Source organism: Phytobacter sp. SCO41, from assembly GCF_003073275.1.
Taxonomy (GTDB): Bacteria; Pseudomonadota; Gammaproteobacteria; order Enterobacterales; family Enterobacteriaceae; genus Phytobacter; species Phytobacter diazotrophicus.
The window spans coordinates 724724-747609 of record NZ_CP027225.1 but is presented as its reverse complement, the minus strand read 5'-3'; the positions used below and the strand labels follow the sequence as shown (position 1 = coordinate 747609).

General features: G+C 45.9%; 27 protein-coding genes, 1 tRNA gene and 1 pseudogene. 7 read left to right on the top strand and 22 right to left on the bottom strand.

The features are described from left to right. Nucleotides 1-3: 3 nt before the first annotated feature. Together C5523_RS03735 and C5523_RS03730 are read right to left on the bottom strand one after the other, a co-directional pair. Entirely contained in the window at nucleotides 4-675 is a 672-nt protein-coding gene (locus tag C5523_RS03735) for an ABC transporter ATP-binding protein (RefSeq protein ID WP_039078122.1), read from the bottom strand. Next, on the bottom strand, nucleotides 672-1448 hold the full coding sequence (locus tag C5523_RS03730; protein ID WP_039078194.1) for an ABC transporter permease: 777 nt from the start codon (nucleotides 1446-1448) through the stop codon (nucleotides 672-674). Before C5523_RS03730 ends, C5523_RS03735 begins: the two co-directional genes overlap by 4 nt. 1169 nt (nucleotides 1449-2617) lie before the next feature. On the opposite strand from C5523_RS03730, the gene C5523_RS03725 reads away from it, so the two are divergent. Then, a tRNA-Ile gene (locus C5523_RS03725) sits at nucleotides 2618-2693 on the top strand. Nucleotides 2694-3151: 458 nt separating this feature from the next. On the opposite strand, the gene C5523_RS27590 is transcribed toward C5523_RS03725, so the two are convergent. The 11 genes from C5523_RS27590 to C5523_RS27380 all read right to left on the bottom strand — a co-directional run bounded on the left by C5523_RS27590 (nucleotide 3152) and on the right by C5523_RS27380 (nucleotide 10394). Beyond that, on the bottom strand, nucleotides 3152-3340 hold the full coding sequence (locus C5523_RS27590; RefSeq protein ID WP_108700611.1) for a hypothetical protein: 189 nt from the start codon (nucleotides 3338-3340) through the stop codon (nucleotides 3152-3154). Between the two features lie 7 nt (nucleotides 3341-3347). After that, nucleotides 3348-3698, bottom strand: a complete 351-nt coding sequence (locus tag C5523_RS03715; protein WP_223878761.1) for a hypothetical protein — start codon at nucleotides 3696-3698, stop codon at nucleotides 3348-3350. After that, nucleotides 3695-4276 (bottom strand): tail assembly protein, encoded by a 582-nt coding sequence (locus tag C5523_RS03710; protein ID WP_108702282.1) that lies wholly within the window; start codon nucleotides 4274-4276, stop codon nucleotides 3695-3697. Before C5523_RS03710 ends, C5523_RS03715 begins: the two co-directional genes overlap by 4 nt. A 153-nt stretch (nucleotides 4277-4429) precedes the next feature. Continuing rightward, on the bottom strand, nucleotides 4430-4717 hold the full coding sequence (locus C5523_RS27205) for a hypothetical protein (RefSeq protein WP_155525386.1): 288 nt from the start codon (nucleotides 4715-4717) through the stop codon (nucleotides 4430-4432). After that, the gene (locus C5523_RS03705) at nucleotides 4704-6620 is read right to left on the bottom strand and encodes a ClpP-like prohead protease/major capsid protein fusion protein (RefSeq protein WP_108700610.1); all 1917 of its coding nucleotides are present in this window, start codon (nucleotides 6618-6620) and stop codon (nucleotides 4704-4706) included. Before C5523_RS03705 ends, C5523_RS27205 begins: the two co-directional genes overlap by 14 nt. Continuing rightward, nucleotides 6617-6811 (bottom strand): hypothetical protein, encoded by a 195-nt coding sequence (locus C5523_RS03700; RefSeq protein WP_108700609.1) that lies wholly within the window; start codon nucleotides 6809-6811, stop codon nucleotides 6617-6619. The genes C5523_RS03705 and C5523_RS03700 overlap by 4 nt, the downstream gene beginning before the upstream one ends. Before the next feature lie 121 nt (nucleotides 6812-6932). After that, complete coding sequence (locus tag C5523_RS03695) at nucleotides 6933-7928, bottom strand: hypothetical protein (protein ID WP_108700608.1); 996 nt, start codon at nucleotides 7926-7928, stop codon at nucleotides 6933-6935. A 217-nt stretch (nucleotides 7929-8145) separates the two neighbouring features. Next, entirely contained in the window at nucleotides 8146-9516 is a 1371-nt protein-coding gene (locus tag C5523_RS03690; RefSeq protein WP_108700607.1) for a helicase RepA family protein, read from the bottom strand. Then, nucleotides 9513-9881, bottom strand: coding sequence for a hypothetical protein (locus tag C5523_RS03685; protein WP_108700606.1), 369 nt, complete (start codon nucleotides 9879-9881; stop codon nucleotides 9513-9515). The genes C5523_RS03690 and C5523_RS03685 overlap by 4 nt, the downstream gene beginning before the upstream one ends. Next, nucleotides 9878-10132 carry a hypothetical protein gene (locus C5523_RS03680; RefSeq protein WP_108700605.1) on the bottom strand — a complete coding sequence of 85 codons (255 nt, stop codon included), beginning with the start codon at nucleotides 10130-10132 and terminating at the stop codon, nucleotides 9878-9880. Before C5523_RS03680 ends, C5523_RS03685 begins: the two co-directional genes overlap by 4 nt. Further along, nucleotides 10125-10394, bottom strand: a complete 270-nt coding sequence (locus C5523_RS27380) for a host cell division inhibitor Icd-like protein (protein ID WP_172960873.1) — start codon at nucleotides 10392-10394, stop codon at nucleotides 10125-10127. Before C5523_RS27380 ends, C5523_RS03680 begins: the two co-directional genes overlap by 8 nt. 187 nt (nucleotides 10395-10581) lie before the next feature. Here C5523_RS27380 and C5523_RS27375 point away from each other — a divergent pair, with 187 nt between their 5' ends. Continuing rightward, on the top strand, nucleotides 10582-10767 hold the full coding sequence (locus C5523_RS27375) for a YlcI/YnfO family protein (RefSeq protein ID WP_172960872.1): 186 nt from the start codon (nucleotides 10582-10584) through the stop codon (nucleotides 10765-10767). Nucleotides 10768-10928: 161 nt separating this feature from the next. Here C5523_RS27375 and C5523_RS03670 read toward each other — a convergent pair whose 3' ends face one another. The 3 genes from C5523_RS03670 to C5523_RS03660 all read right to left on the bottom strand — a co-directional run bounded on the left by C5523_RS03670 (nucleotide 10929) and on the right by C5523_RS03660 (nucleotide 13380). Then, nucleotides 10929-11135: a helix-turn-helix domain-containing protein gene (locus C5523_RS03670; RefSeq protein ID WP_108700603.1), complete on the bottom strand. Its 207-nt coding sequence runs from the start codon at nucleotides 11133-11135 to the stop codon at nucleotides 10929-10931. Between the two features lie 141 nt (nucleotides 11136-11276). Further along, nucleotides 11277-11948, bottom strand: a complete 672-nt coding sequence (locus C5523_RS03665; RefSeq protein WP_108700602.1) for a hypothetical protein — start codon at nucleotides 11946-11948, stop codon at nucleotides 11277-11279. Then, nucleotides 11935-13380: an integrase family protein gene (locus tag C5523_RS03660; protein ID WP_108700601.1), complete on the bottom strand. Its 1446-nt coding sequence runs from the start codon at nucleotides 13378-13380 to the stop codon at nucleotides 11935-11937. The genes C5523_RS03665 and C5523_RS03660 overlap by 14 nt, the downstream gene beginning before the upstream one ends. 412 nt (nucleotides 13381-13792) lie before the next feature. On the opposite strand from C5523_RS03660, the gene C5523_RS03655 reads away from it, so the two are divergent. Then, nucleotides 13793-14323, top strand: coding sequence for a hypothetical protein (locus tag C5523_RS03655; RefSeq protein ID WP_108700600.1), 531 nt, complete (start codon nucleotides 13793-13795; stop codon nucleotides 14321-14323). 63 nt (nucleotides 14324-14386) lie between these two features. Beyond that, a complete protein-coding gene (locus tag C5523_RS03650; RefSeq protein ID WP_155525385.1) occupies nucleotides 14387-15259 on the top strand; it encodes a hypothetical protein in 873 nt (290 codons plus the stop codon). Nucleotides 15260-15810: 551 nt separating this feature from the next. Here C5523_RS03650 and C5523_RS03645 read toward each other — a convergent pair. Together C5523_RS03645 and C5523_RS03640 are read right to left on the bottom strand one after the other, a co-directional pair. Continuing rightward, nucleotides 15811-16008 (bottom strand): annotated as a pseudogene (locus tag C5523_RS03645) (hypothetical protein); the annotation flags it as partial. Nucleotides 16009-16062: 54 nt separating this feature from the next. Continuing rightward, nucleotides 16063-16317: a hypothetical protein gene (locus C5523_RS03640; RefSeq protein WP_108700598.1), complete on the bottom strand. Its 255-nt coding sequence runs from the start codon at nucleotides 16315-16317 to the stop codon at nucleotides 16063-16065. A gap of 384 nt (nucleotides 16318-16701) precedes the next feature. Between C5523_RS03640 and C5523_RS03630 the strand changes: the two genes are divergently transcribed. Continuing rightward, on the top strand, nucleotides 16702-17418 hold the full coding sequence (locus C5523_RS03630) for a hypothetical protein (RefSeq protein ID WP_108700596.1): 717 nt from the start codon (nucleotides 16702-16704) through the stop codon (nucleotides 17416-17418). Between the two features lie 360 nt (nucleotides 17419-17778). Here the strand turns inward: C5523_RS03630 and C5523_RS03625 are convergent, their stop codons facing one another. Together C5523_RS03625 and C5523_RS03620 are read right to left on the bottom strand one after the other, a co-directional pair. After that, nucleotides 17779-18102, bottom strand: coding sequence for a DUF1889 family protein (locus C5523_RS03625; RefSeq protein WP_039078157.1), 324 nt, complete (start codon nucleotides 18100-18102; stop codon nucleotides 17779-17781). A gap of 722 nt (nucleotides 18103-18824) precedes the next feature. Then, nucleotides 18825-19301 carry a hypothetical protein gene (locus C5523_RS03620; RefSeq protein WP_155525384.1) on the bottom strand — a complete coding sequence of 159 codons (477 nt, stop codon included), beginning with the start codon at nucleotides 19299-19301 and terminating at the stop codon, nucleotides 18825-18827. A 604-nt stretch (nucleotides 19302-19905) separates the two neighbouring features. On the opposite strand from C5523_RS03620, the gene C5523_RS03615 reads away from it, so the two are divergent. Further along, entirely contained in the window at nucleotides 19906-20868 is a 963-nt protein-coding gene (locus C5523_RS03615; protein WP_039078159.1) for a hypothetical protein, read from the top strand. A 62-nt stretch (nucleotides 20869-20930) separates the two neighbouring features. Further along, on the top strand, nucleotides 20931-21461 hold the full coding sequence (locus C5523_RS03610; RefSeq protein WP_146158945.1) for a hypothetical protein: 531 nt from the start codon (nucleotides 20931-20933) through the stop codon (nucleotides 21459-21461). Nucleotides 21462-21513: 52 nt separating this feature from the next. Here the strand turns inward: C5523_RS03610 and C5523_RS03605 are convergent, their stop codons facing one another. Together C5523_RS03605 and C5523_RS03600 are read right to left on the bottom strand one after the other, a co-directional pair. Further along, nucleotides 21514-21774: a hypothetical protein gene (locus C5523_RS03605; RefSeq protein ID WP_079497083.1), complete on the bottom strand. Its 261-nt coding sequence runs from the start codon at nucleotides 21772-21774 to the stop codon at nucleotides 21514-21516. 28 nt (nucleotides 21775-21802) lie between these two features. Further along, nucleotides 21803-22807 (bottom strand): LacI family DNA-binding transcriptional regulator, encoded by a 1005-nt coding sequence (locus tag C5523_RS03600; protein WP_108700594.1) that lies wholly within the window; start codon nucleotides 22805-22807, stop codon nucleotides 21803-21805. Nucleotides 22808-22886: the final 79 nt, after the last annotated feature.

Sequence of the window (22886 nt, the reverse complement as noted above, 5' to 3'; positions counted from 1 at the left end):
TACCTAACTGTACTTACTAACATCTTTTGTATATGTATCAATCGCATCACCAACATCTTCGAAGTAAGTTACTTCATTGCTTCTTCCTATATAGATTGCTATATCGCAATATTGTTTTAATAAATTTAAACTATGTGTTACCATTAAAAAATTGGAATATCTCCGCTTTGAGTTAAATATATCCAGGCATTTTTTCTTAAATCTTGCATCACCAACAGCTGTAATTTCATCAACCAGATAATAATCAAATTTGAAAGCCATACTTAACCCAAACCCAAGACGAGAACGCATTCCTGATGAGTACGTTTTTATTGGCATATCGAAATATTTACCCAACTCGGCAAATTCTTCTACAAAGGTGACTTTCTCTTTTAGCTCTTCTTTTTTTGCATATAACCGGGCAACGAATTTCACATTTTCTCGCCCCGTTAAGCTTCCCTGAAAACCACCAGAGAGCCCTACAGGCCATGAGATTGAGCTGTCAGTAACAATTTTTCCACTATCGGGACGATCTATACCACCGATCATTCTTAATAACGTCGATTTACCTGCACCATTACGCCCTATCAACGCAATACTTTTCCCCGATGGCAATTCGATGTTTAAGTCTTTAAAAACGTAGTGCCTTCCTTTAGGAGTTCGATATGATTTAGTCAGGTTTTCTATTTTGATCATGAGGTTAACATTGCCTCTTCGCGTTTATGATAAACTGCCAGACCTAAAAAGAGAGCAACCAGAGCGCAAAGAGCCAAATAGTTCAAACTTACGCCTTCGCTAACGTAGCCTGCAACGACAGATTCCCGGCTTAACTCAACAGCATGAATAATGGGGTTCCAAAGTAGATACGGCCAAAACTCCTTCGGAATGGCATGAAGTGGAAACATGACGCAAGATATAAAGTAAAGAGGTTTGAGAACGATTGGTAAGAATTTTTCGGCCTCGGGAAACGTTTTTCCAAGGACCATAAAAATCAGGCCAAAACCGAAAGCGAAAAGAATAAGTAGACTCCAGGTAAGAATTAGAGTGAGGATACTAGTAATTGTAATTTTTTCACCAAACACTCCTACAATACACATAAGAACAATATATACACCGCTGTATATAAGTGTTTCGAGTAATGTACGAGCAATAATTGTATCAACGGGCTTTACTGGTCTATAATTAAATAACCCTTGGTTAGCCTCAATAGCACCAATAGATCTCGTAGAGATATTACTAAATAAAAAATAAGGAATTAACCCATTCAGTAAAAATACTGGAAACGAAATATCAGGCATAGTGCGATGCATAATATACCCAAAGACTGCTAATAAAATAAGCAAATGTGCCGCTGGCTCCAGTATCGCCCACAGATACCCCAAACGGTACTTACCAAATCGCGTTTTAATCTCGCGTAAAAACAGCGCTTTCACAGCCGCTTGCTGAACTTCTAACCCACTTCTGACCATTAGTGATGCAACCTTCATGTCATGAGACACGCTACCGCCCCTGGCTTTAGCTACCAGCATGCTCGGGGGATGCGTATAAATAAAAACTAAAAATTTATCTTGCTAATTTTTTAACCTGCCGAATTTTCGCATTTTGGGAATGAAATTCCTGACAGGAAGGTAAAGACAAAAGGATAAAAATTGCGGGTATCTTCCTGATACAAACTTACTGAACTTCCAAATCAGCTATAAATGTAGCGAGGTATCCGGATAGATCCTATAAGTTATAATCTATTAATATAACGATATTAATTAATAAGTTCTATAACTATAAAAGCTCGTTCGAAAAATTAATAAAATCTTTTAATATCAGTTAGTTAAAAACATTTAAAATTCACAAAACGAATAACTCCTAAATATTTCATAATTTCATGAATAATATTGATGTGAAAAATATTTCATGATATTTATTTCGCCTGCCAAACTTATACATTTTTACAACCAAAATATATTGCACTTAACATTGAATATGCACTGAGCTAACGTATTACGATAAAGGATAATTAAAAATCTCATTAGTCAACTAACTTGAAAAAACGACAAGTTGATGGTTATTTAAAATAGATTTCATTCATTAGTTGTAGTGATGCTTTAGTGCAAAAATTAGTTTTATAGCGCCTCACCAATCACGTGGCGGGTGGTTCATGATAAATCTTGTATGTTGTTCTGTTTAGGCTGCTGAGCTTTCGAAGCTCCCAAATTTGAGACGCATCGATAGCAAAATGTTGTCGTCTTCGGGAGTCTACCTGCGCGGCATTCTCTTCAAAATTTCCAGTGTACGGAGCAATGAGTACCGCGAGTTAAGAGTCATCATTATGTTTAAGCAGACTTAACCCGTTTGAACGTCGCTCATACAACCCACTGCCATCGGCTTTTAAAGCCGAACCTAAGCCACACAGGATCAGTTGATCTTCCACCGCTCGTTGTAAGTGTTCCCCGAAGGTTTGCCGGAATTCATGCCGTAGAAAAAAACACGCAACCATGGCACAAGTATATCGAGGCTATCTATTTTCCCGATGTTGGATGCGGAACTTAAGTATAAAGGATTGATAATGCGTTGTTTATAAAACAGCCAGATGGAATGTTGATGCTGGATCGCCTGGAGAAGTTACTTTATAATTGCCCGCCACGGCCCCTTAGCTCAGTGGTTAGAGCAGGCGACTCATAATCGCTTGGTCGCTGGTTCAAACCCAGCAGGGGCCACCAAATTCAAGGACTTACGTTAATAGCGTAAGTCCTTTCTTTTTGGGGGTCCCGTGGGGGTCCGATGAGGAAGTAATCTCAGGTATGAGATCGTTTGGTCCTTTTCATCTACAAAACGCTGATAACGGATTATCGATGTTCTGTTCAGTTGTGTGAGCCAACGGCGCAGTGAGTTGCAAATTAGCAACACGGTTATTTGAGCGCCCCGATTCAGGGGAGCGCAAAATTGCGCCGGGTGCGATACCCAATATCCGGGTGACGGTAGGCATAACCCCGCCCTTGGGTAATATTCAATCGGCCGAAATCTCAGCCGATTGTTGAAACGAGGGTTTTACAAAAATCTTGTAAATATGGAAGTTGACCTGGATTGATAGCCAAATCCTTGGCAGAGGTGGGAAGTATTTTGCCCTCGGGTTTTCCCCAGAAATGGTGAGAACTAAGACGCGGGGAGGTTAAAGGGCTTATCGCCGGGGTGATGGTTTGCGCCAGTGATATTCAGGTGCGGTCATTCGCTGGCGGCACCTTTCTTTAGCAGACAGAGCGCTGTTAAGACGGGTACGGATGATGAGCTTATCCTGTCCGTTCAGTTCATGGCCCTGCTGACGGGCCATTTCCTTTATTGTTTCTTCGAGGTTATTCCGATCAAGCATACTCACCTCAGTTGATGGAGTTTGTACCCTGAGCAAATACAGCCAGGCTTACAGCAAGCCGTTCTTTCATATGCTCGGCCCAACCATTAAAAATTGCTTTGTCTGTGCCGGGAAACGTCACCAAAAAAGATATCAGAATGTCATCAGTGAGCTTGTCCTGCTGATCCCAGTCAACGATGAATTGCCGAAATAGTGAGTACGCCTTTTCCGGGTCTGTGTTCTGCCACGTCGCCACTACAGCATCGAATGGAGGCACGATGTAAGTCACCAAAACGGGTAAAGGCTCATATTTTGTTGGTATCAGCACCTCACGAATGAAAGTCTCACCTTCCGGCCATAACTGAGGGGTCTTTATCACTGCTGATCCTCCACATAGATACCAGCAGAAATAATTGCCCCCCCGATACGGCGTTTACCATAGCAAAGCGGTACAGGGAGCCCCTGAGCTGTTGTGTTTACAGGGCTACCAAATGCATAGGAGGGTTTATTATCGGCGTCCTGTTTACTGGCTAATCCCGCAGCCTGCGGGGAAAGCATCTGGACAATTCCCCCAGCCATCATTCCGGCACCACCAGCTACTAAGGCTGCGCCGCCGTAAGCATATGTCAATGCTCCAACGACGACTAAAACAGCACCGAGGATGGTCTGGAGTAGTCCTCCCCGTTTACTGCCAATAACTACAGGCACAATTCGGATTTCACGTCCCGCGTTTGGGTAATCAAGATCATCTTTTCCAATGTTGTCTTTCCCACGGAATACGGCATATGTTAGCCCGCGCGCACGACTTGAGCGCATGTAAGCTTCAAAGCCTGGAATAGTTGCGGCAAGGGCTCTTCCGGCCTCCCCTGTTGTTCGGATAAGCCGGTGATGGAGCTTGCCAAAAAGCTTACCCAGTTGGCCCCCAAGGCGAATCGTTGTCATTACTTCCTGGTTCATTGTGGGCATGATTTTTTGCTCCTGCTGTAGATGACGTTCAGAACTGTTTTTAAATCGAATAACTTTCTTCTTGAGGTGCTACCGGATAGTGGAGGCGTGCCCGCCAGGTGTTTCGCAACTGTTTGACGATGTAATCCAGTGACCTCAGCCACATCACTTATCGTTAGAACCCACTGCTTTTTCTTCATGATTGAATGCCAATGATGTCGAACAAAAAACATACAAACCATCATCTTTGCCACTTTTTGTAATTTCGCGCCCTTTTAAATCAGCAGGTTGCCGGATGATGATGATGACCACGAATATAGAAAACCAGCCGTTTCCCGCGATGCCGCCGACCCGTGGCGGGTCGTATGTCCAGGAGTACCTTTTCAAATGAGAGCTATTCTCAAATGAGCAAAGGCGACCGAAGCCGCCCTTTTTCCTGTCACGCCGCGCCATTCGATTTGACCAGCCCGCGATAGTCCAAAGCGGCCACACCCGCATCAATGCGCACCTTCCAGGCCACACCATCGACCGTGAAGCCGTCCATCTGCTCCAGATATGGCGTATCCATACCATCGAGATAAGCCACCTCGATGGTGTCAGTGCCCTGCGCGGCGGCTACATACCACTGTTTGTTATTGGCCTTATCCAGACGTGGTTCAACAATAACCTGAGCCATATCCTTCACCATGTTGATGATGCCGGGGTTCTGGTTCAATGTGCCGTTCTGATCCACAGGGAACAAAGAAGAGGAAGAGAGCACAGCACGATTTGCTGCACCTTCCAGCGCGGCAGGCACGAGGATATAGGCCGGGATGACATTAATCGGATCACCGTTCGCATCCTCCTGCAGGCGCATAGTCTTGCGGGCCTCGTTCAGTCCGTCCGTATCCATCCCCTTTGAAATGAGGTTGTTGTGGTCCGCATGGAACAGCGCCTTACCATCGGTGAAGCTGGCGTTTGCAGTGAGTTGCAGATAGACAAGATTACCGACCGTTCGCGCTGCTGCTCGTCCCATAGCCTGGGGAATGGTGGAAAGCTGACTCAGGTCGTCATTGATGATGGCCTGACGGGTAACAGAGAAAATATTGCCATACGTCGCCAGCGCGATAGGGACGCCGTTGTCACTGGTAGTGACGTATTTGTATTCAGCCCCCTCTGGCACCTTTTCCAGTTCAGAGAAACCATTCAGGCCCACACGTTTTGCTTCATGGAAGTTAGACAGGGAGCCTGTTTTAGTCCACTGCTGGAAAGTCTCACCACTGTTCTGCCAGCCTGTGAGTACAGACTTTTCAGCGCCACCAGCAAGGATATGGGAAAAGTCGCTGGTACTGTGCGTAAAGGCCAGATTCACAATCTGCGAGCGGTTGCCAAATCCGCTGATGCTGATGCCACGATCCACCAGCGAAGCCTGAGCCATTTCAAACAGACTCATCATTGCATAGGGGTTTCCACGCTCCGCGCGTTCATGCCCCAGACGGGCATTAAGCCCCTGTCTAATGCCGTCGCCAACGATGTTACCGTTGCCCGCATAAACATGGGAAAAAGCGTTTTTGTTAGATGGTGTGGCAGTGCGCCCCATTTCGGCCAGCAGCAGGTCTTTTGCTTTGTCCGGTGTACAGTCGGCATCTTCCAGGCACTGCATTTTCAGCGCATCATGCTTGCCACCAAACATAGCAAACAAATCTTTAATACCGTTGATGCGGTTCTGTTCCGGCACAATGGAACCAGTAGAGCATTTAGGATGGGTGATCATCCCTTTGATGTTGTCGGGCATATGTTCAAAATCCTCAATTCGTTTTGATTCGATTCGGGCCATCGCACTGACAGCCGGCAGTAACTCATCTGCAAATCCCTGCGCTACACATTCGCGGCCATCCATCCAGGTTTCCTCCTCCAGCAGGGACGCCAGCACCTCAGCAGACTTACCTGTTTTACGTGCATAAGCGGGGATCAGGACGTTTTCCACCTTGTCCAGCAGCTCGGCATAGTCGCGCATGTCGTTGGCGTTTCCGCCAGAAATACCCCACGGCTTGTGAATCATCATGAGCGCGTTCTCAGGCATGACGATACGATCACCAGCCATCGCAATGACTGACGCCATAGAGGCGGCCAGACCATCGATATGCACCGTGATTTTTGCCGGGTGTTTATTCAGAAGGTTGTAAATAGCGATGCCGTCAAAGACATCGCCACCGGGTGAATGAATGTTCAGATTGATATGAGAAATATCGCCCAGGGCTTTCAGGTCTTCGGAGAACTGCTGTGCCGTAATCCCCCAGCCACCTATCTCTTCGTAAATCTGAATGGTTGCACTTGCGCCATCGCTGGCAGCTTTGATGTTGTACCAGCTTGTCATACCCATGCCCCCAGCGTGTGGTGATGCCAGTAGTTCACACTGCTGCGCACAATCTGGCCTTTAGTGGGGACAGGCATTTCAGGGTGATTCTTTTTAATGAACGCCTGGTACTCCTCGATTTTCTTCATGGTATCGGCGTCGATATGGACGGTACCGCCCTTATCGTGCGTCGATTTGTTCTTATCAGCCATCTTCTTACCTTTATCGTGATTAATGGTACAAGTCACATCATTGATCACTAAAAGTGGTAAGTAAAATGATTTTAATCAGAAAAAAAGGTTAACACATTGAATTATTCCCAATTCTCAATTGTTATTTCGTTAGAGGGAAAACTCCGTGCATGGTAAATGGTTCGTTGACTCCATCGCTCATTGTGAAAAATCCAAGGCGAACAGCTTCATCCGTGAGATTAAACATAGCAAGATGATGTTCTTTAGGAGTTACCAGTGAGGAAAAGAGATTAATCCCCAAGGCAGATGTATCAACCTCAACAGAGACACCCGAAAAGTCGAGTTCTAAGCATTCATCAAGAATTTTTTGATCAGCCGCCGGGAAACTATTTTTATATACCTCATTATATTTTGGCTGAAAATATCTTATCAAACCAGCCTCTGCCAAACATATTATCTGCTTTACAGATAATATGTTTTCCCTTACGCTTAAAAATCTTGCTTCATCTTCATCACCTCTAATACTACCTTTATCCAATCCGTTGAAAATAGCACCAAGATAGTAATCATCATACTCAAAGATAAAAATGATTATCTGGTCATCAGGATGATGGTATGTAGAATCTGCTAATATTTTTTGTAATGTAGAATGACTCTTTAATCTGTCTATAGCTGTTCTTTTGCCATCAGCATAGGCTTGACCGACATACAGCACATCGTAAGAATAAAAAACCTTCTCCATAGTAAATAGTGCTAGCTGAGTGCTAGGCCAAAAACGAATGACATCATCATTTTCATTTAAAGTTTGAATTTGATTATGAGGATAATCAGAAACAACTAATCGAACCTCATCCTCAATAAATTCAAATGGAAATTTATAACTATATTTAACTTCCTTTCCCTTCTCTTTACTTATTATATATCCAGAAACCATTCCATCATCAAGGCACGGGTTTTCTGGTGCGCAAAAAGCTTTCAGACTTTTACATACCATATAAATATGGCTGTTATCAGCTATTTCCCGATGTTCTTGCCTCATTACTCCTTGCGAATGCAATTGCTCAGGAGTAAACATCAACCAGCCTTTAGAAGTTATAATGACCGAAAACTCAGATAAAAATTTACGAACACCCTTCATGATATATCTCCACCAATTCAGTATGACGTTTATTATTTTCCCACTTGTTACCCACTTTACACCCTCCCCCACTTGCTCCCCACCCGTATTTTAGTAACCTCCTCTCAAAGCCAGTAATGGCAAGGGTTTAAGCAGTTTTCCCCACTTGGTCCGTGTATATGGGCGCAAAGTGGGGAATTAGGGGTATCACTCCCCACCTCCCCCACCAGCGCTCCACTTAGTTACCCACTTCTCTCAGGGATTTCACGGTCAGCACATCGCCGTCCTGAATAACCCGGCCATCATCAATCAGTTTCTGCAGCCAGCGAGCGTAATGCTTGGTATTAATGCCAGTGGCTTTCAGATCGTCACGAATGACCGCCCTGTTACATGGCTCCCCCCGCGCTATCCGGCTTCTGATTGCCTGCCACAGCGCCATGTGGTTATCGGTGAGTTTCTCCACCCCGGCCAGTTCAGGATCAACCTCTTTAGCCTCACGAGGCACATCACGAACCACCAGCGAGCACACCATTTCCCCGTCTTCATCCGTGTACAGTTCGGCGGTACGAAGGTCATAGGCTTTACGTTCTGGCTCCTCAGCATCCTTCATCTTGGTGCATGACAGGATCAGCGCCTGTCCTTCTCCTTCTCGCTTCACATTGAACTCAGCATCAAGCGCCGCCCGGAACGAACTGGAACCACGCGCCCCCTTTGCCTCATCCTTGCCGGAGTGATGAACCACCAGCACTGTTGCGCCCGTTTTCTGCTTGATAACGTCACAGCCTTCGATAAACGCCCCCATGTCACGAGCATCGTTTTCATCATTACCGCCAAAGCAACGCGCCAGCGTGTCGATCACTACCAGCCGCACAGGCATAGCGCATTCCGCTGTGATCTGCCTGGCTGCCAGAATGACTTCTGATACCTCGGATTCACGCACAGGGAAGACGGGACGGTTAACCAGCCAGAGGTTATCAACCTGCTGGCCATGTACCTGCTCCCACGCTTTAATACGGCGGGGAACGCCTACACCTCCCTCACCAACCACATACAGCACAGCGCCGCGCTCAACCTTCTTACCTGACCATGAAGCACCAGCAGCAATATGGCAGGCCCATGAAACAGCCAGGAAGCTTTTATACGAACCACTGGGGCCGTATATGCTGCACAGTGACTGTGCCGGGAGCATATGCTTAATCACATAGTCCTGGCGGACGTTATAGCCCTCGGAGCCGCGTGTAAGTGGTAGCTTTGAGCGCTTTTTATCAATGGTGGCATCCGGGAATGCTCGCTGTATGCGCTGCGTGTCGGACAGCCAGAGATTCATTTCCTCTTCGCCTATTTCATCCACCAGCACAGAACGGCGGGCAATAATCATCTGTTTGCGATCAGTGTCGAGATAACCGGCATCGCACAGAGCCTCATAGGGCATTTCAACAATCTGTTTTAAGCGTACCGCCAGTTTGCCATAGCGCGTGGTCGGGTCTTTATGCTGGTGGATTGCCTTTTCCAGATCGGTGCGGCTGTAGTGCTTACCATGTGCCCAGAGATAAGAGCACGTAAACAGGGCATCCGATACTGTCTCTACTGCTGTCAATTGTACTGTCATTTAGGAATGCCTCCGCTCATCTGGAACTTACCGAGCAAGGGATGGAACCAGTACGCCGAACCGTATTTACGCTTGGCGCTGCGGAGAACAAGTCGGGCCGCTTCCCTGAATTTCTCGTCAGGGGCAACAAAACCACCGGATTTCAATTTCACCAGCATCACACCTGTGTTTTTCGCCAGTTCCTCGGCCTTCTTGGTAGAAATGCCATACTCAGCCGCCAGCGTTGCGACAGGAGTCATACCCGGAGGTATTTCTCCACCCTGGCTATCTGTGAGCACTCTGACCTTCTCTTCCAGTACAGTGACTTTATCCACCAGCAGATCGAAGCGTTTTTCCAGTTCGTTGAATTTGACGTTGCTGATCATGGGCACACCTCACTATTTCTATCAAAACGCTCACGTTCGGCTTTAAGAAACTCATCGACGTTGTAGGCCAGGCTCTCAAATAGTTGTCCCAGCGCGGATATTTCTTCGTTTTCTATCTGATTCGGATAACACACCAGCAGCGTAGAAATGAATTTCGCCTGTGCTGCGCTTAATGCTGCGATACGTAAAGCCTCTTCATGATGTTCAATGGTTTTGTTGTCCCCGATGTACCGGATTGCGTACTTAGCCATGACGCACCTCCTGATGGACAGCACTGTCGAACTCCCATCCACGACGGGAGTTGTAATCGAAGAACACAACACGGCAAGGAGCATGAGCGCGGATTTTGGCGGCAAAGACCAAGTTCCAGCCGGGAAATGCATCACGGGCGGCATCTTCGGTGTCAGCATCAAAACGCAAGACGATAGGGGAGCACTCCGGGTAGTGCTTAGGAGTGGCAAGGAATAGCCATGTAAATTCAGGGCGAGTTTGGATAGACTGATTGTCAGCCATAACTGTTACCTCACTTAACGGTTTGGTCAGAAACCCGGTTAGTGGTGGTACACTGCCGGGTTTCGCACTTACAAGGTGAATCGCACCTTTGCTTTTAAAGCTACATTCAAGTGAATCGCACTTCAAGTCTTTTATTGTCATTTTTTTTGCGTATACTGAATCGCACCTAGCACAAGGAGATTCAGGAATGGCAACGGGTTCAACTAACAATAAATCACAGCAGCTTAATGCTCGCTTTCCACATGATGTTGTCGCAGACTTAGAAAGCAATCTTGAAGATGGAGAGACAAAAGCACAATTCATTGTCACGGCGGTAAAAGGTGAGATCAAACGCCGCCAGCGTAAACAAGCCAAGGAAGCCGCTAAAGAGTGATGCTTAATATTTGCGCATCGCTTAAAGATACTCGCACCTGACATCACAGGAACGCTCATCCTTTGACCACCAGCACAAGGCCTGGTATGCTGATCATGTTTCGTTGTAATGCACTGGCGGCCATGCGAGGCCGCCTTTGTTTTATCTGACATACCCCACCCTTACGCCGTCTGAGTACGACGAGTAGATGCCAGAAAACTATCAAGATCAGACTTGAGGTAAATGACCTTGCGGCCAACTTTATGGAATGGAATCTTTACCCGACCAGTATGAGCCCAATTAGCTAGGGTTTGAGTGGTTACACCAAGTTCAGCAGCAGCCTCGCTGCGAGTATATTTTTCTTTATGACTGACGTTAGAGAAATTCATAAGTATCACCGTGTATTATCAGTTAATCACGGAGTTACTTTATTATTGCCGTTTATATTTCGACAGACAGCGTAACTAGTTACCCAATGGCATAACTAGTTCACTGTGTTGACATCGAGTAAAAAGGGGGTAAATCGAGATTTACTCCCCCTCTGAAATAACTATTTTGAACATCCTATTTTTTGGCTTTACATCAGGATTTAAACCAGATTCTTTAAGCCATTTTTCGATTGTGCCAACAACAGGAACATCATTCCATTTAGCTCGGAGATATGAATATATTTCCTGCGACAATCCAGCGAGACTAGCATTTGGATATTTATTCCATGTATTTGAGGCAATCAACAGTGCGGATGATTGATGTCTATTAGTTTTCCCCTTTTTCGCTTTACTTCTATCTGCACTTATTATCTTCTTTGCACTTGCCTCAAGCCTAACCTCTTTCATCATTGTTTCAATTAACATTTCAGCATAAAAGCGACGCATGTTTGTAGCTAGTTGTTCGAACCCTAGCACCTCAAATATGCATGCAGCTTTAATTAATTCACTAGATTCTTCTGTTTGTAATAAAACGGGGTCGCCTGGATGCACAGTTTCATTTTCGAATTGAGAGCCGAACTTCATATCATTAATATTATTCACAAGCTCTACTTTTCCAACATCATCTAAGTTTGAAAATTCAATCCCCAGCATTTCACATATGCTTCGCTGCTTGAATAAAGAAGACACACCGCTTCTGATTCGGTCAACCAAAGCGTCAAGATCTTTAAAATCCTCTTCACCAATAGAAAACTCAGCCCTAATTCCTGACATTTATATCTCCAATATGACCAGAATTTAACAGTTCAAATAAAAGTCTCCGCTTATCTTCATCATTCAAACCCTCCAACACCTGATGAAGTTGGGAATCCAGAGCCTTACGGCTTTCCACCAACCCCGCCTTTTCCAAGAGAAAGCGCTCTACCTTTTCGGCTGATTCCTGTAGCTCGTCTGCACCGAAGTGCAAATAACCTTGCGTCACATCAGCACTTCTTGCCGTTCTGTGGTTCATCAGGCGCTTAATGATGTACTGGTCAAGACCTGCCAGCGCTGCCGCTGATCCATATGTCCGGCGGGCATCATGAAATTTAAACTCCACCAGCGGGAGATTATCGGGATTTGGCTCCGGCACCGTTGCAGCCACGATACGCTTAATCACCTTGCGAGGCTCACCAATGACACCACCAGAGCGACCAGGGAACACCAGTTGCTCGCCATCCTTTCTGATACTCAATCGACGCCGGAAGAGCCTCAGAATTGAATCGGTGATCGGTAATTCGAGGGGATCGCCGTTTTTTGTCTCGTCTATCCAGAAATAGCGACCGCCAAGATTCACCCTTTCCCAGGTTAACTCGGTAATTTCAGATTTACGCAGGCCAGTGAACATAGCCAGATACACGGCATCGCATACGGAATGGGCAAAATCGTCTCTCGCTTCTTCCGCTTGCTGTCTCACCTTCTCGATAGCGCTAAACCACCTGCCAAGATCGTTATTTCTGACACGCTCTGTTTTTCGAACCAATCCATGCCATTGACGTTTTGTACTGAGTACCATCGTTGGCGGTTCAGGTAACAGGCTATGCCCTTCTTCGTCCCGGTAATGGTCCCAGGCAAAACGGCATACGGCCCGAAGTGCCCGCCCCCATGAATCAGCCTGTGCCCTGCTGCCTGTGCCAACGCCAGCGCGATAAAGGCTCTTATCCTTACCAAACCATGCCGTACCATCAGTAATGGCCCTGTGGCGGCGTTCTACGCGCTCTCGCGTGATATTCATAATCGGTTGATTCAGCCAGTCACCGGAATAGTTAGTCAGCAATGACCGGTACTGTTCTGCTGTGGTTTCTTTCACCCGGTACCCCCTGACACGAAGACGCTCATCAAAGGCCATAAGCAGGGTGATCTGCTTTTTCTGCTCTTGCCGCCGCTTATCGTTCGGGTTCGCATTCGATTTAGCTATTTCAGCCAGGGCAGCAATAGCCATTTCACGCGCACTATCGACAGAAAGATCCGGGAAGCGGCCAAGCGTCACCCGGAAGTGCTCTCCTTGCCTTTTGCGCGACACACTGAATGTCTTCACCCCACCAGCAGTGACACGCAGCAGAAGCCCAGAGACATCGCTATCTCTGTACTCAGCACGACTGCCTTTAGTCGCGGCTGGCAGGGCTTCAATTTTCGCTTTGGTAAACCTGAATGTTTTATCGGTCATTTTGTTGCGCAAAAAAGATCGCTTGGTCGCAAACTCCCGTATGGGGGTGCCATGGGGGTCTTATAAGTGGGTAAAACAGAGTATTTCTGGTTATTTATACAGTGTCAATGATTTTGGTAAATTATTGATTTTATATGAATAAGTATAAACAGTTAGAGGGGGAAATCCATTCTCATAATCGCTTGGTCGCTGGTTCAAACCCAGCAGGGGCCACCACTTTTTGTCTTTAAAATCATAAGCATAGACATTTTAAATAGAGGTGGTTGTCAAACTTACCTTGGCTGATGTTCCTTTTTTGTCCCCCTATCTTTAAACCTGTCGAGCACTCAGGTTGATTCTTGCCTAATTTTTAGGCTGAAAAATGCTCGTAAAGCATTCTTCCAAAACTGTCCCTAGCAGGATTGAAGCTATCATGGAAAAATTTTACTCACTGATTCATAGCCCCCTGGATTCTCTTATAGCACTGCTTGGCGCTGCTCTCTTGTCAATATTAGGGGCATTCATCAAAGATTGGTTGCTGAGACTCTTTAGCCTCTTCTCTACAAAAGTTAAGAAGCGAAAAACTGCCAATTCGCGCCTTCTATATAGGCAAGCGCATTTTCTTCTAGCAGATCCTGCATTTTTATCACTCTATTCATTCAGAGCCTTAAAAGTGACTTTTGTCTGGGTAGTTGCAAATATATTATGTATCCTTTTAACACTGTATTTGCAGGAGAAATCGGAAGCATTACTTATGAACCATAGATTGAACTTAACGCTGGTTGAGATGTTTAAATCAACAGATCCAGGGATCTTCTCAATTGTTATGTATATGATCATAGTGGCATTTTTGTTAATTTACAGCACGCTATGCGGATACAAAGTAACAGTACGCAGTCGCATTCTTTTCAAAGCATACAATATGCGTAAGCGACAATTAGCCATCAAAGTAAAATTTCCTTGAATAAACTAGACAACATGCATGACAATCCCTCGAAAGACATTACCTGACAAATATAGAAAATATGTGAATTATTTAGATCAATTTATCAACTTCGTTTCAACCTTATATACCCCTCGAAGAGCCTGTACGACTCTTTTTATGATTTTTGGGGGCATTATTTCTTTGTGTCTTTTGTTACCTCTATTACATCTCTGGTTGAGCCCAGTATTAAAACCTATTGCACAAAATTATGAGATTTATATTTTATCAATCTCCCTCATAATTGGCATTTCATTAGGAATTGTGATTTTCAGCATAATAGATTTCCTTATTTTAGAAATTTATGGGTACTTTGTTTATAGAAAGAGAAAAACTCAATGCCAGTTGAAAGAAATTGAAGATGCTAATATTCGCAATGAAGAAATCTCAACTAAATTTCATACAGCCTACTATCATCTAAGCAAAAATAAAATTGAAATTATTAGAAGCTTGATAACATTCTCTACTCGCAGTTATGCCAGTGAAAATGAGGATGTAAAACTCCTCGAGGAATCAGGGTGGATAGAAGCACTGACATATATTAGCAACGATGAAAAGGTCTATCAACTTAATCAAGCAATTAGATTATTCGCTGATGAAAAATGGAATGAAGAAATAAAAACAAACACTGAACACTTCCTTAATTTTGACTTAGAAACTTCAACGAAGATCATTAATGCAATGTCGAACGTTAAGCTTAAGGCTGAATTAGATGACTTTAATTTTTCTTTTTATAAAAAAGACATTGAAAAGTGCTTCATACTAAATGAGTTTACACCGAATATGTATGCATTCAGGTTCAAGGAAAGATATGAAGAAAAATTTAAAGAGCTGTATGATAAACCTTTCAGAAGTGAACGCTTATTTTCCATAAAAAAAATAGAAAGCGATGACTATGATGAATCCATACCTTTTTAAGGAAGATGGGTGTGAAATAGGCAGGTGAGCAATTTCATTTTTTCAGTAACAAACTTTTCCCACCTCCTATTTGAGCCTTGCGGAGGAAGATTGTAGCAAAACAATCGTTCTTATTTTAATCACAACAAGCGATCCATCCAACTCGCATAAAATAATATTTATCGTTATTAATCTTATAGTTATGAAGTTACAGAGTTACTCTTTCGATCCTCAAAACTGGAAAATACTGAAATCTTTTTCAATCTTTTCAGTTTGTGAACTCCAGCAAGCCGCCAGCCCTGGCGCGCCCTAGCGGTCTGGTTTGAAGAAAAATAAAACTGAAAAAATTATGCGATCCAAAACCCGCGGGCGGGTGCGGTGTAGCGCCGTTTTTGTCTACGGCGCCTTTATTTTGTTGGGGTATGGCTGCGCCAGCCTGCCGGGATGCGTTTGATCGTTTCGGGGTATTACTCGCGGATGTTCTGTCGGGAGATGCGCTCACAGCGCGTTGCAGCGCGACTGACGAAGGGGCATAAAAAAGCCCGCACACTGGCGGGCTAAGATGATTTCATTCAGGCAATGATAGTGGCGTATTTTCCCCTGGTTGTTCCTGCTTTTGTCGCCGTCTGTGTGAACGCGCCAGACTGAACAGGCGCGCCCGTTCCGGGGTGTGTATGGCTGGCACACTGACTGGCCAGCTCCGCTAGCAGGTCGATAGTCTCCAGTAACATGGTCAGGGCATTGGTCTTTTCAGTGCCAATATGCACGGTCCGTCAGCCCGCGGGGGTATGGAATGAAGTGGAAGCAAGATTATTAGGTATTGATTAACGGCTGGATAGGGATAAACGCCGGTAAATTTTTGTTATTAAGAAAACGGTAAGCACACCGAGCAACGCAGACATCAATCCAAGAAAAATCAGCACCGAGAGAGTATGACTGAAAAGCCCACCGAGGCTTGTGAAATCGCTCAGCCGTGCGAATTGCTTAGGCGTCATTACACGTATCACTATTTCCGGGATAGTTAGAAAGAAAATAATCACGACCAAAAAACTAATTACCGCGTTTCCATGTTTTTTCATAGCGTTCCCTGCCTGGCCCGTATATTGTGATCGATTATCAACTGACTGTTTCACTCATGCTTAACCTGAGTTAAAGCACAATAAACTTTTCCAACGACATACACGCCAATAATTCCGATAAAGATGGATGACAGACCAATGAAAATCATCGCCGAGAGGAATGGACTGAATAAACCATCCAAACTTGTAAAATCGCTAAGTCTGGCAAGTATGTCATTCGGAACCTTCCTTAAGATGACCTCAGGAATTATTAGAAAAGAAATAATTGCCGCTAAAATATAAATAAGAATTTTTCGATTTTTTTTCATTCGTAACGTTGCCCATGTTAGCGACTATGATCAATCATTAAATATTAATGTTACAACAATGCAAATGGAAATGGAAATGGAAATGGCAGAAAACTATCTTAAATTGGAAACTCCGTCAGATAGAAGGATGGCGATTGCTTTAACTAAATCGTTACGGGAGATCCATGCCAGTCATATGGAGACCGTCGCAAACGTTAAACTTGGCAGTCAACGGCTTATTAACTATGGCTCCTGCTTAGTGCCTGACGAGTACTACGGGAGTACGTGCCATGAGCAATGGAGTGAAGATAAACGCTTGTATTTATCTTTGTTAGAAATATACAAAAGAAATGATGTCGTTCTTGATATGGTTCAACTCTATTTCCAAAAAACATTCAAGCGTCTGGGAGATGAGAAAAGTAATACGCTGGTGTCCTATATAAAGCAGAAAATCGGAGAGAAAGCATATGAAGCTGCTGATCGTTCAAGCAAACTAGCTCTTTCTCTGACAATTGCTAAATTGATTGTAAGTAGCACTGATTTTCAGGAATCTTATATTAAGAAAGTAAATGAAATGTCCACTTGGTTTGTGAAAGCCACGGCATTGTATGCTAAAGCTCAGATAGCCGCATTAGCAGCAAATAAACTGAAATTTCAGGATGTAGAATATTACCAATTACTTTATCGAGAAAAGCTGGAAATGCTATACTTTCTTATTGAACTTCAAATGTCTAAAATAATCTATGAAGTAGAGTCTGGAAGGAACAACGAGGAAGTCATTGGCGACGCTTTATATGAAATATTGAAAAGATGAAGAAATTATTATTATTCTTGTGGGGAGCCCACTCTCACTTAGTACCCATCGCACTCATTCTTGCTGGGGCTTTTTTGTTTATTCAATTCATTCCTAGCTATTCAGGGATACTTACTTTTTTATGGTTTATTATCGTCTCTTATTTTTATATCAAATATAATCGCTGGTATTAGCACCGCATTTATTACAGCTAAAATGCTCCTTCGTTGGCAGATTGAGTATGCCGGAAGATCTCTAAATGTGAATGGCACGATTATGCGGATACTTACACCAGCAGGGGCCACCAAATTCAAGGGCCTAAGTGAAAACAGAGGCCCTTTGCCGTATTAAAATCCATGTGAGAAGCGAACTGAGATGCGCTTAACTTGCCGGGTCAAACTCGACGTTCACCCGCGCGCGCAGCTCTTCCTTCATATACGAAGTAAAGTATTCAGGGTTTTTAATCACCACGCGGTCAGCGGACTCGATTTTATCCGCCCATCCCGCCACTTTTTTTGTGAACTCCGGGTGCCACCCTTCCCGCTCCCCTCGCGCGATAATCTCCTCGGCGTGAGCTGGAACACCAAGCTCTTTCAGATACTTAAACATCCCCTTCACTGTACTCTCATCCATGGAATGTGGTGTTGAGGCTGATGTGTTCATACCGCCAATAAAGTCCAATGCTTTCTCAATTACTGTTGGCATATTCGTATCCTTAAATTAACCATCTAATAATCACCTCTTCACTATGACCTGAAATGGCGAAGAGTCTGCAATTGATGGTCAAATCTGTTACCTGGCCCCAAAATCAGCTTCACATGTGACGTTTTTCTGCGCGATGACGCCCCACACAAGCGCAAAGACTTTTCCTCATTGACCAGGGGCCGGGACTTTAGCGCGTTAGCCCACGCCAGTCATTGTGGTAACGGCCAGTACAGTCCTCAGGAAGGGTACATACAACACAATGCTCTTATAAGGCTTACAAGTATGCTGAAATATCAGGTAAGTTAGTCCTCCACCTGACTATCGCCAGGCGGGTATGAAGTAGAGGGACTATCATGATCGGTAAAGCTTTATATGAGTTATTAAAAAAATGAAGCAGGCAATTTTATGGTTTTTACAGTCATATATCTATTTAATCCCTTTGGCCCTTATTGTGGCAGGGGCATATATCTTCGCGAGATTTATACCTGATTATTTTGGGATACTGACCTTTTTGTGGCTTATTATCGTCTCATTTTTGTATATCAAGTATAACCGCTGGTATTAGTGTAGCTGGCTCTGGTTGCGATCACGATTTGAGTCGATATTCGTCTGGTATAAGATGTTCAATGGCTCGTGCGGGGGTTCACGGTTATATTCTGACAGCCCTCTTTCCGTGATAACCCACACTTCATTCAATGTGCTCTTCATTGCCCCTTATGTGCTCACATAAACGCCGTATCATGCTCCCGGCTGTACGCGTCCCGCACGAACTCAACCCATGATGAATCTGCCGTTGGCTTACACAGCGCCTTCCAGAATACCTCGTCAAAACAGCCCGTCAGGAAAAGATAGCGACATACATTCATGACCTCATCGGGACGCCATTCACGCGAACTGCCAATGCCCATCAGGGCAGACTCCAGTCTGCTATACGTTAAATTATCCTCTTCATCTGCCCATGCCCGGTTAAGACGTTCATAAATGGATGCGCCCTTCTGTGCGCTGACCTCAAAAAAGTCGCCATATAATTCATGGGGAAGATACTGATGTTCGCCACCCAAATCATGCAAAAACGGATAAACACCGGACTCCCAGGCAAAGATGTACGCGTCGGTATATTCCTCGTGATGCTTACCCAAATGCATGATCTGAATTCGCTGCTGCGTGAACATGGCTTTCATTATGTGTTGATCAGACATCGAACCTGACTCCTTTTCAAATGCGAGAATAATTTTCGGCTCTAAGGTAATGCACAATGCACCAGGCCGCCAGCGGTGAAAACGTGGCGGCGTGAGCGTTTTGTCTATTTTGAGAATTAGCCCCCAATCCCGCCCGGAATAGGCTTACTGCGCATCTGCATTTGCAGTTATGTTAATGCCGCTAAAAAAGTGTTTTTCCGTTGCTAAATAGATTGCCGCATCTTAATTTCACCTCGAAATTATTCATATAGAAAATACCCCATCTCATCACGCTGAAAGGATAAAAGCCCATTTTTTGGCGGGGTGAACTTTGCCTGTTCGCTGTCTAAAATAAGGAATCTCAAGGTTTCCTTTACCATTCGCCAGCAAAAACGGCAAGATAAAAACCAGAAAGAGAACAATTAAATCAGAAGGTTATGAAAAATCTGCATGTTTTCAGTTGCGCCAGACAGTACATGATATTTAGCTATTTTCTTCGTCTGGCCTGAATAGTGTGCGGCGAAATAAACCTGTACACCGGAAAAAACATCTGTTTGTTAGCCCTGGGAGTCTAGGAAAAATCCTGGATTAATACTTCTGTACTCATCATTACAAGGAATGAAAAATGACGCTGCCCGGACTCAACCCCGAAGCAAATATGCCTGGCTATGATTTTGCGCGCTTTAGCGGTAAAGGTGCGACAGATTTCAATTTCGATGCGCTTGGCGCAGCGATGGACTGTACACGTGATTTTGCGCAGGCTGGAATTATCTATGCCGATGGCACGGAGCGGTACTTGGTGCGCCCCAGCAAACGTCACCCGAATGGACAAAGCGGCATCGTAACGCATGTGGTTGTGACAAAGCCTCCCGCACAAGGGTCAAAAACCACGGTGGGTAAATCGTTGACCGACGCCGTCTCCGCAACCTCTCTCGGTCCGGAAATCGCCTCCACCGTCCTATCCTGCGGCGCAATGATCATTACCGCCGGGGTGATGGCCACCGCGGGCGCCGCCGTCCCGCTCACTGCAGGAGCCAGCGGCGCGCTGGTCGCCCTGGGCTATGCCGGCGCCGCTGCCACGGGTCTGCAATGCATCAACGGCCTCTACCGTTTATATGACCTGGTGGAGAATGGCGGCGAAGATGTGGCCTGGCTGGATTCGCAAGGCTGGTATAACGCCACCTCTACCGCGCTCGATCTTATCTCGCTGGCAAGCGCAGGTGGCGTACTGAAAGAGGTGGTCACGACGTGGCGCGCAATGAAATCCGTTTCGTCGTTAAAAGCGTCTCAGTGGCTGAAAGAGTACCCCCGCCAGGATCGCAAACGCCTGACGGAGCTCATCATCAAGCTGCAAAACCCTGGCATCAGTAATAAAGAAATCAAAGCCCTTATCCGCGCAGGCATTTATCCTAAACGCTTCCCGGTCGAGCCGGTGCAGGTGGAGCTCGCCCGGCAACTGGGTAACCTGGTGACCAGTGCGGCGGCGCTGGCGGGAAGCGCAGTGAGCGGTGTCGTCGCCTCGCCGGGCAATATTCCCAAAACAGGCCGCTATATTGTGGGCACCATTCAGTCACTGGCGGTACTGTAATGCGCCTGGCCACGCTCATTTCCGGATGGCTTTTTTGTGATCTGCTGGCCCATGGAAGGGAGATGGAACAGGTTATTGCCCGTGGCGATAATAGCCTGTTGCAACATTCAACGCCCGAACTGGAGCGCTGGTTTGATAAACCGCCATCTGAACTGCCCCGGCAGAACGGATTTCCTTTGGCGTTTGTGCTGTTGTTGTTCCTGTTAGCCTTCGCCTGTAATTTACTGACGCTGATGGCGATACTGCCAAAACAGACACCGCCAGTCCGGGCGCTTATCTTCTTCCTGCCCGCTATCCTGTTTATTTTCAGCAATCTGACCGCCACCTATATGATCGCACGCGGTAAAACATCCGGGCTGGCCTGGTATGGCCTGGTGCATGGCGTCCTTACCGTGCTGAGTGCGCTACTGCTGGTATTTACCGTGCTGGATGGGCAGACGCATCATGCGGTCATCATGCTGGTGGCTCTGCTCATCATGCTGGCCTGCCGCTATGTGCTTAATGGACGCGGATTTATTTTATTCGTGCTCTACGGTCGCACGCAGCGTATCGCAACACTATCTCGCGGAATGCGCATACGATCGGGCCAATAAGGACAAAAAAGCCGCCGGTGCGTAACGCATGGCGGCTTTTTTAAGCTGATGGCTATAAGCCAGTGCTAAAGGTAATCAGTCCGAGCACAATACCGGGCGAATTGGCTATCACAATCGGCCAGTTTTTCCTTTCACTCAGTAAACCGTACGTCACCCACAACACGCAGTTCACGGCGGCGGCCAGCGGTTGTAGCGGGTTAGTTTTCACCCCGTGCAGATTATCCAGAATCAACGGTATATACGAGATATACATAAAACAGCAGGCAATGGTCGCCACCCAGCCCACAACAGCATGCGCTCTTGCGTACAACATCACGCTTCGCCTTATGACGTGTGAATGTTCACTCCGCGTCAACGCGTCGGGCAACTGAATCCCGGCTCACCAGGGTTCCCTGATGGGAAAACACGGTTTTTTCGTCGGGATGCAGTAAAATTTCGACCGCATCGCGGATCATTTCGTCCATCGGGACGTGGATAGTTGTCAAAGAAGGCGTGTAGTACTTACCAATCACCGAATCATCGAACCCGGCCAACGAGATCTCTCCCGGCACCGATTTCCCCGCATCCTGAAACGCTTTCGCCAGACCAATGGCCATATCGTCATTGGCGGCCAGCACGCAGGTGAACGGGATATTGAGCGCCAGCAACTGGCGTCCCGCCTCATAACCGCTTTCTGTGCTCCAGGCGCCCCGCACCACCAGTTGCGGATCGGGGCTGATACCCGCTTTTCGCAACGCATCGCGGTAGCCGCGTAAACGGCGTTCACCTGTCGGCGAACCACATACGCCCGCCACAAATGCAATCCGGGTATGCCCCTGCGCCAGCAAATGTTCCACCATCTCCTCGCTGCTGCGGCGATGATCGGTAAATACGCAGCGGTTTCGGTTTCTGATAAGTTCACGATTGATGACAACTATCGGAGTCTGGTTGCCGTCAATGATGTCATCCAACTCACTGACCGACAGATATTTGGGGTAGATCATGATGGCTTCACAGCGAAGCTCAAGGAGCAAACCAATCGCATCGCGCTCGTCCTGAGCGCTGTGTTTCCCGTCTGCAAGCACCAGTTGACGGCTGTGACCTTCACTGCGCGTCGCCGCCTGATAAACCATGCTTGAGAAGAACGGGCCGTTGTACAACCCGTTGGTGATAACCAGCCCAATCGAATTCGTTTTGTTATTAGCAAGATTGCGCGCCAGTTGGTTTGGCCGATAACCGGTATCAGCAACGGCCTGTAAAATTCTGGCCTTCACCTCTTCCCGGACAAATACCTTACCGTTTAGCGCGCGCGATACCGTCGCCTTTGACACTCCTGCCATTCTGGCGACGTCCAGTATCGTTACCATAAGAAAACCTCAATCAATGGGTGGCTCACACTGAGCCAGAAACATCCGGCTCAGAAACATGCTGCAAAAGAGTGCGACT

Coding starts and splice junctions, on each gene's coding strand:
- C5523_RS03600 (WP_108700594.1), bottom strand. CDS start 22,807: ATGGTAACGATACTGGACGTCGCCAGAATGGCAGGAGTGTCAAAGGCG.
- C5523_RS03710 (WP_108702282.1), bottom strand. CDS start 4,276: ATGAACCAGGAAGTAATGACAACGATTCGCCTTGGGGGCCAACTGGGT.
- C5523_RS03605 (WP_079497083.1), bottom strand. CDS start 21,774: ATGTTGTACGCAAGAGCGCATGCTGTTGTGGGCTGGGTGGCGACCATT.
- C5523_RS03735 (WP_039078122.1), bottom strand. CDS start 675: ATGATCAAAATAGAAAACCTGACTAAATCATATCGAACTCCTAAAGGA.
- C5523_RS03690 (WP_108700607.1), bottom strand. CDS start 9,516: ATGACAGTACAATTGACAGCAGTAGAGACAGTATCGGATGCCCTGTTT.
- C5523_RS03640 (WP_108700598.1), bottom strand. CDS start 16,317: ATGAAAAAACATGGAAACGCGGTAATTAGTTTTTTGGTCGTGATTATT.
- C5523_RS27205 (WP_155525386.1), bottom strand. CDS start 4,717: ATGGCGCGGCGTGACAGGAAAAAGGGCGGCTTCGGTCGCCTTTGCTCA.
- C5523_RS03620 (WP_155525384.1), bottom strand. CDS start 19,301: ATGTCTGATCAACACATAATGAAAGCCATGTTCACGCAGCAGCGAATT.
- C5523_RS03610 (WP_146158945.1), top strand. CDS start 20,931: ATGGAACAGGTTATTGCCCGTGGCGATAATAGCCTGTTGCAACATTCA.
- C5523_RS27375 (WP_172960872.1), top strand. CDS start 10,582: ATGGCAACGGGTTCAACTAACAATAAATCACAGCAGCTTAATGCTCGC.
- C5523_RS03615 (WP_039078159.1), top strand. CDS start 19,906: ATGACGCTGCCCGGACTCAACCCCGAAGCAAATATGCCTGGCTATGAT.
- C5523_RS03660 (WP_108700601.1), bottom strand. CDS start 13,380: ATGACCGATAAAACATTCAGGTTTACCAAAGCGAAAATTGAAGCCCTG.
- C5523_RS03680 (WP_108700605.1), bottom strand. CDS start 10,132: ATGGCTAAGTACGCAATCCGGTACATCGGGGACAACAAAACCATTGAA.
- C5523_RS27380 (WP_172960873.1), bottom strand. CDS start 10,394: ATGGCTGACAATCAGTCTATCCAAACTCGCCCTGAATTTACATGGCTA.
- C5523_RS03655 (WP_108700600.1), top strand. CDS start 13,793: ATGGAAAAATTTTACTCACTGATTCATAGCCCCCTGGATTCTCTTATA.
- C5523_RS03700 (WP_108700609.1), bottom strand. CDS start 6,811: ATGGCTGATAAGAACAAATCGACGCACGATAAGGGCGGTACCGTCCAT.
- C5523_RS03670 (WP_108700603.1), bottom strand. CDS start 11,135: ATGAATTTCTCTAACGTCAGTCATAAAGAAAAATATACTCGCAGCGAG.
- C5523_RS27590 (WP_108700611.1), bottom strand. CDS start 3,340: ATGCTTGATCGGAATAACCTCGAAGAAACAATAAAGGAAATGGCCCGT.
- C5523_RS03730 (WP_039078194.1), bottom strand. CDS start 1,448: ATGGTCAGAAGTGGGTTAGAAGTTCAGCAAGCGGCTGTGAAAGCGCTG.
- C5523_RS03705 (WP_108700610.1), bottom strand. CDS start 6,620: ATGACAAGCTGGTACAACATCAAAGCTGCCAGCGATGGCGCAAGTGCA.
- C5523_RS03665 (WP_108700602.1), bottom strand. CDS start 11,948: ATGTCAGGAATTAGGGCTGAGTTTTCTATTGGTGAAGAGGATTTTAAA.
- C5523_RS03685 (WP_108700606.1), bottom strand. CDS start 9,881: ATGATCAGCAACGTCAAATTCAACGAACTGGAAAAACGCTTCGATCTG.
- C5523_RS03630 (WP_108700596.1), top strand. CDS start 16,702: ATGGAAATGGCAGAAAACTATCTTAAATTGGAAACTCCGTCAGATAGA.
- C5523_RS03695 (WP_108700608.1), bottom strand. CDS start 7,928: ATGAAGGGTGTTCGTAAATTTTTATCTGAGTTTTCGGTCATTATAACT.
- C5523_RS03625 (WP_039078157.1), bottom strand. CDS start 18,102: ATGCCAACAGTAATTGAGAAAGCATTGGACTTTATTGGCGGTATGAAC.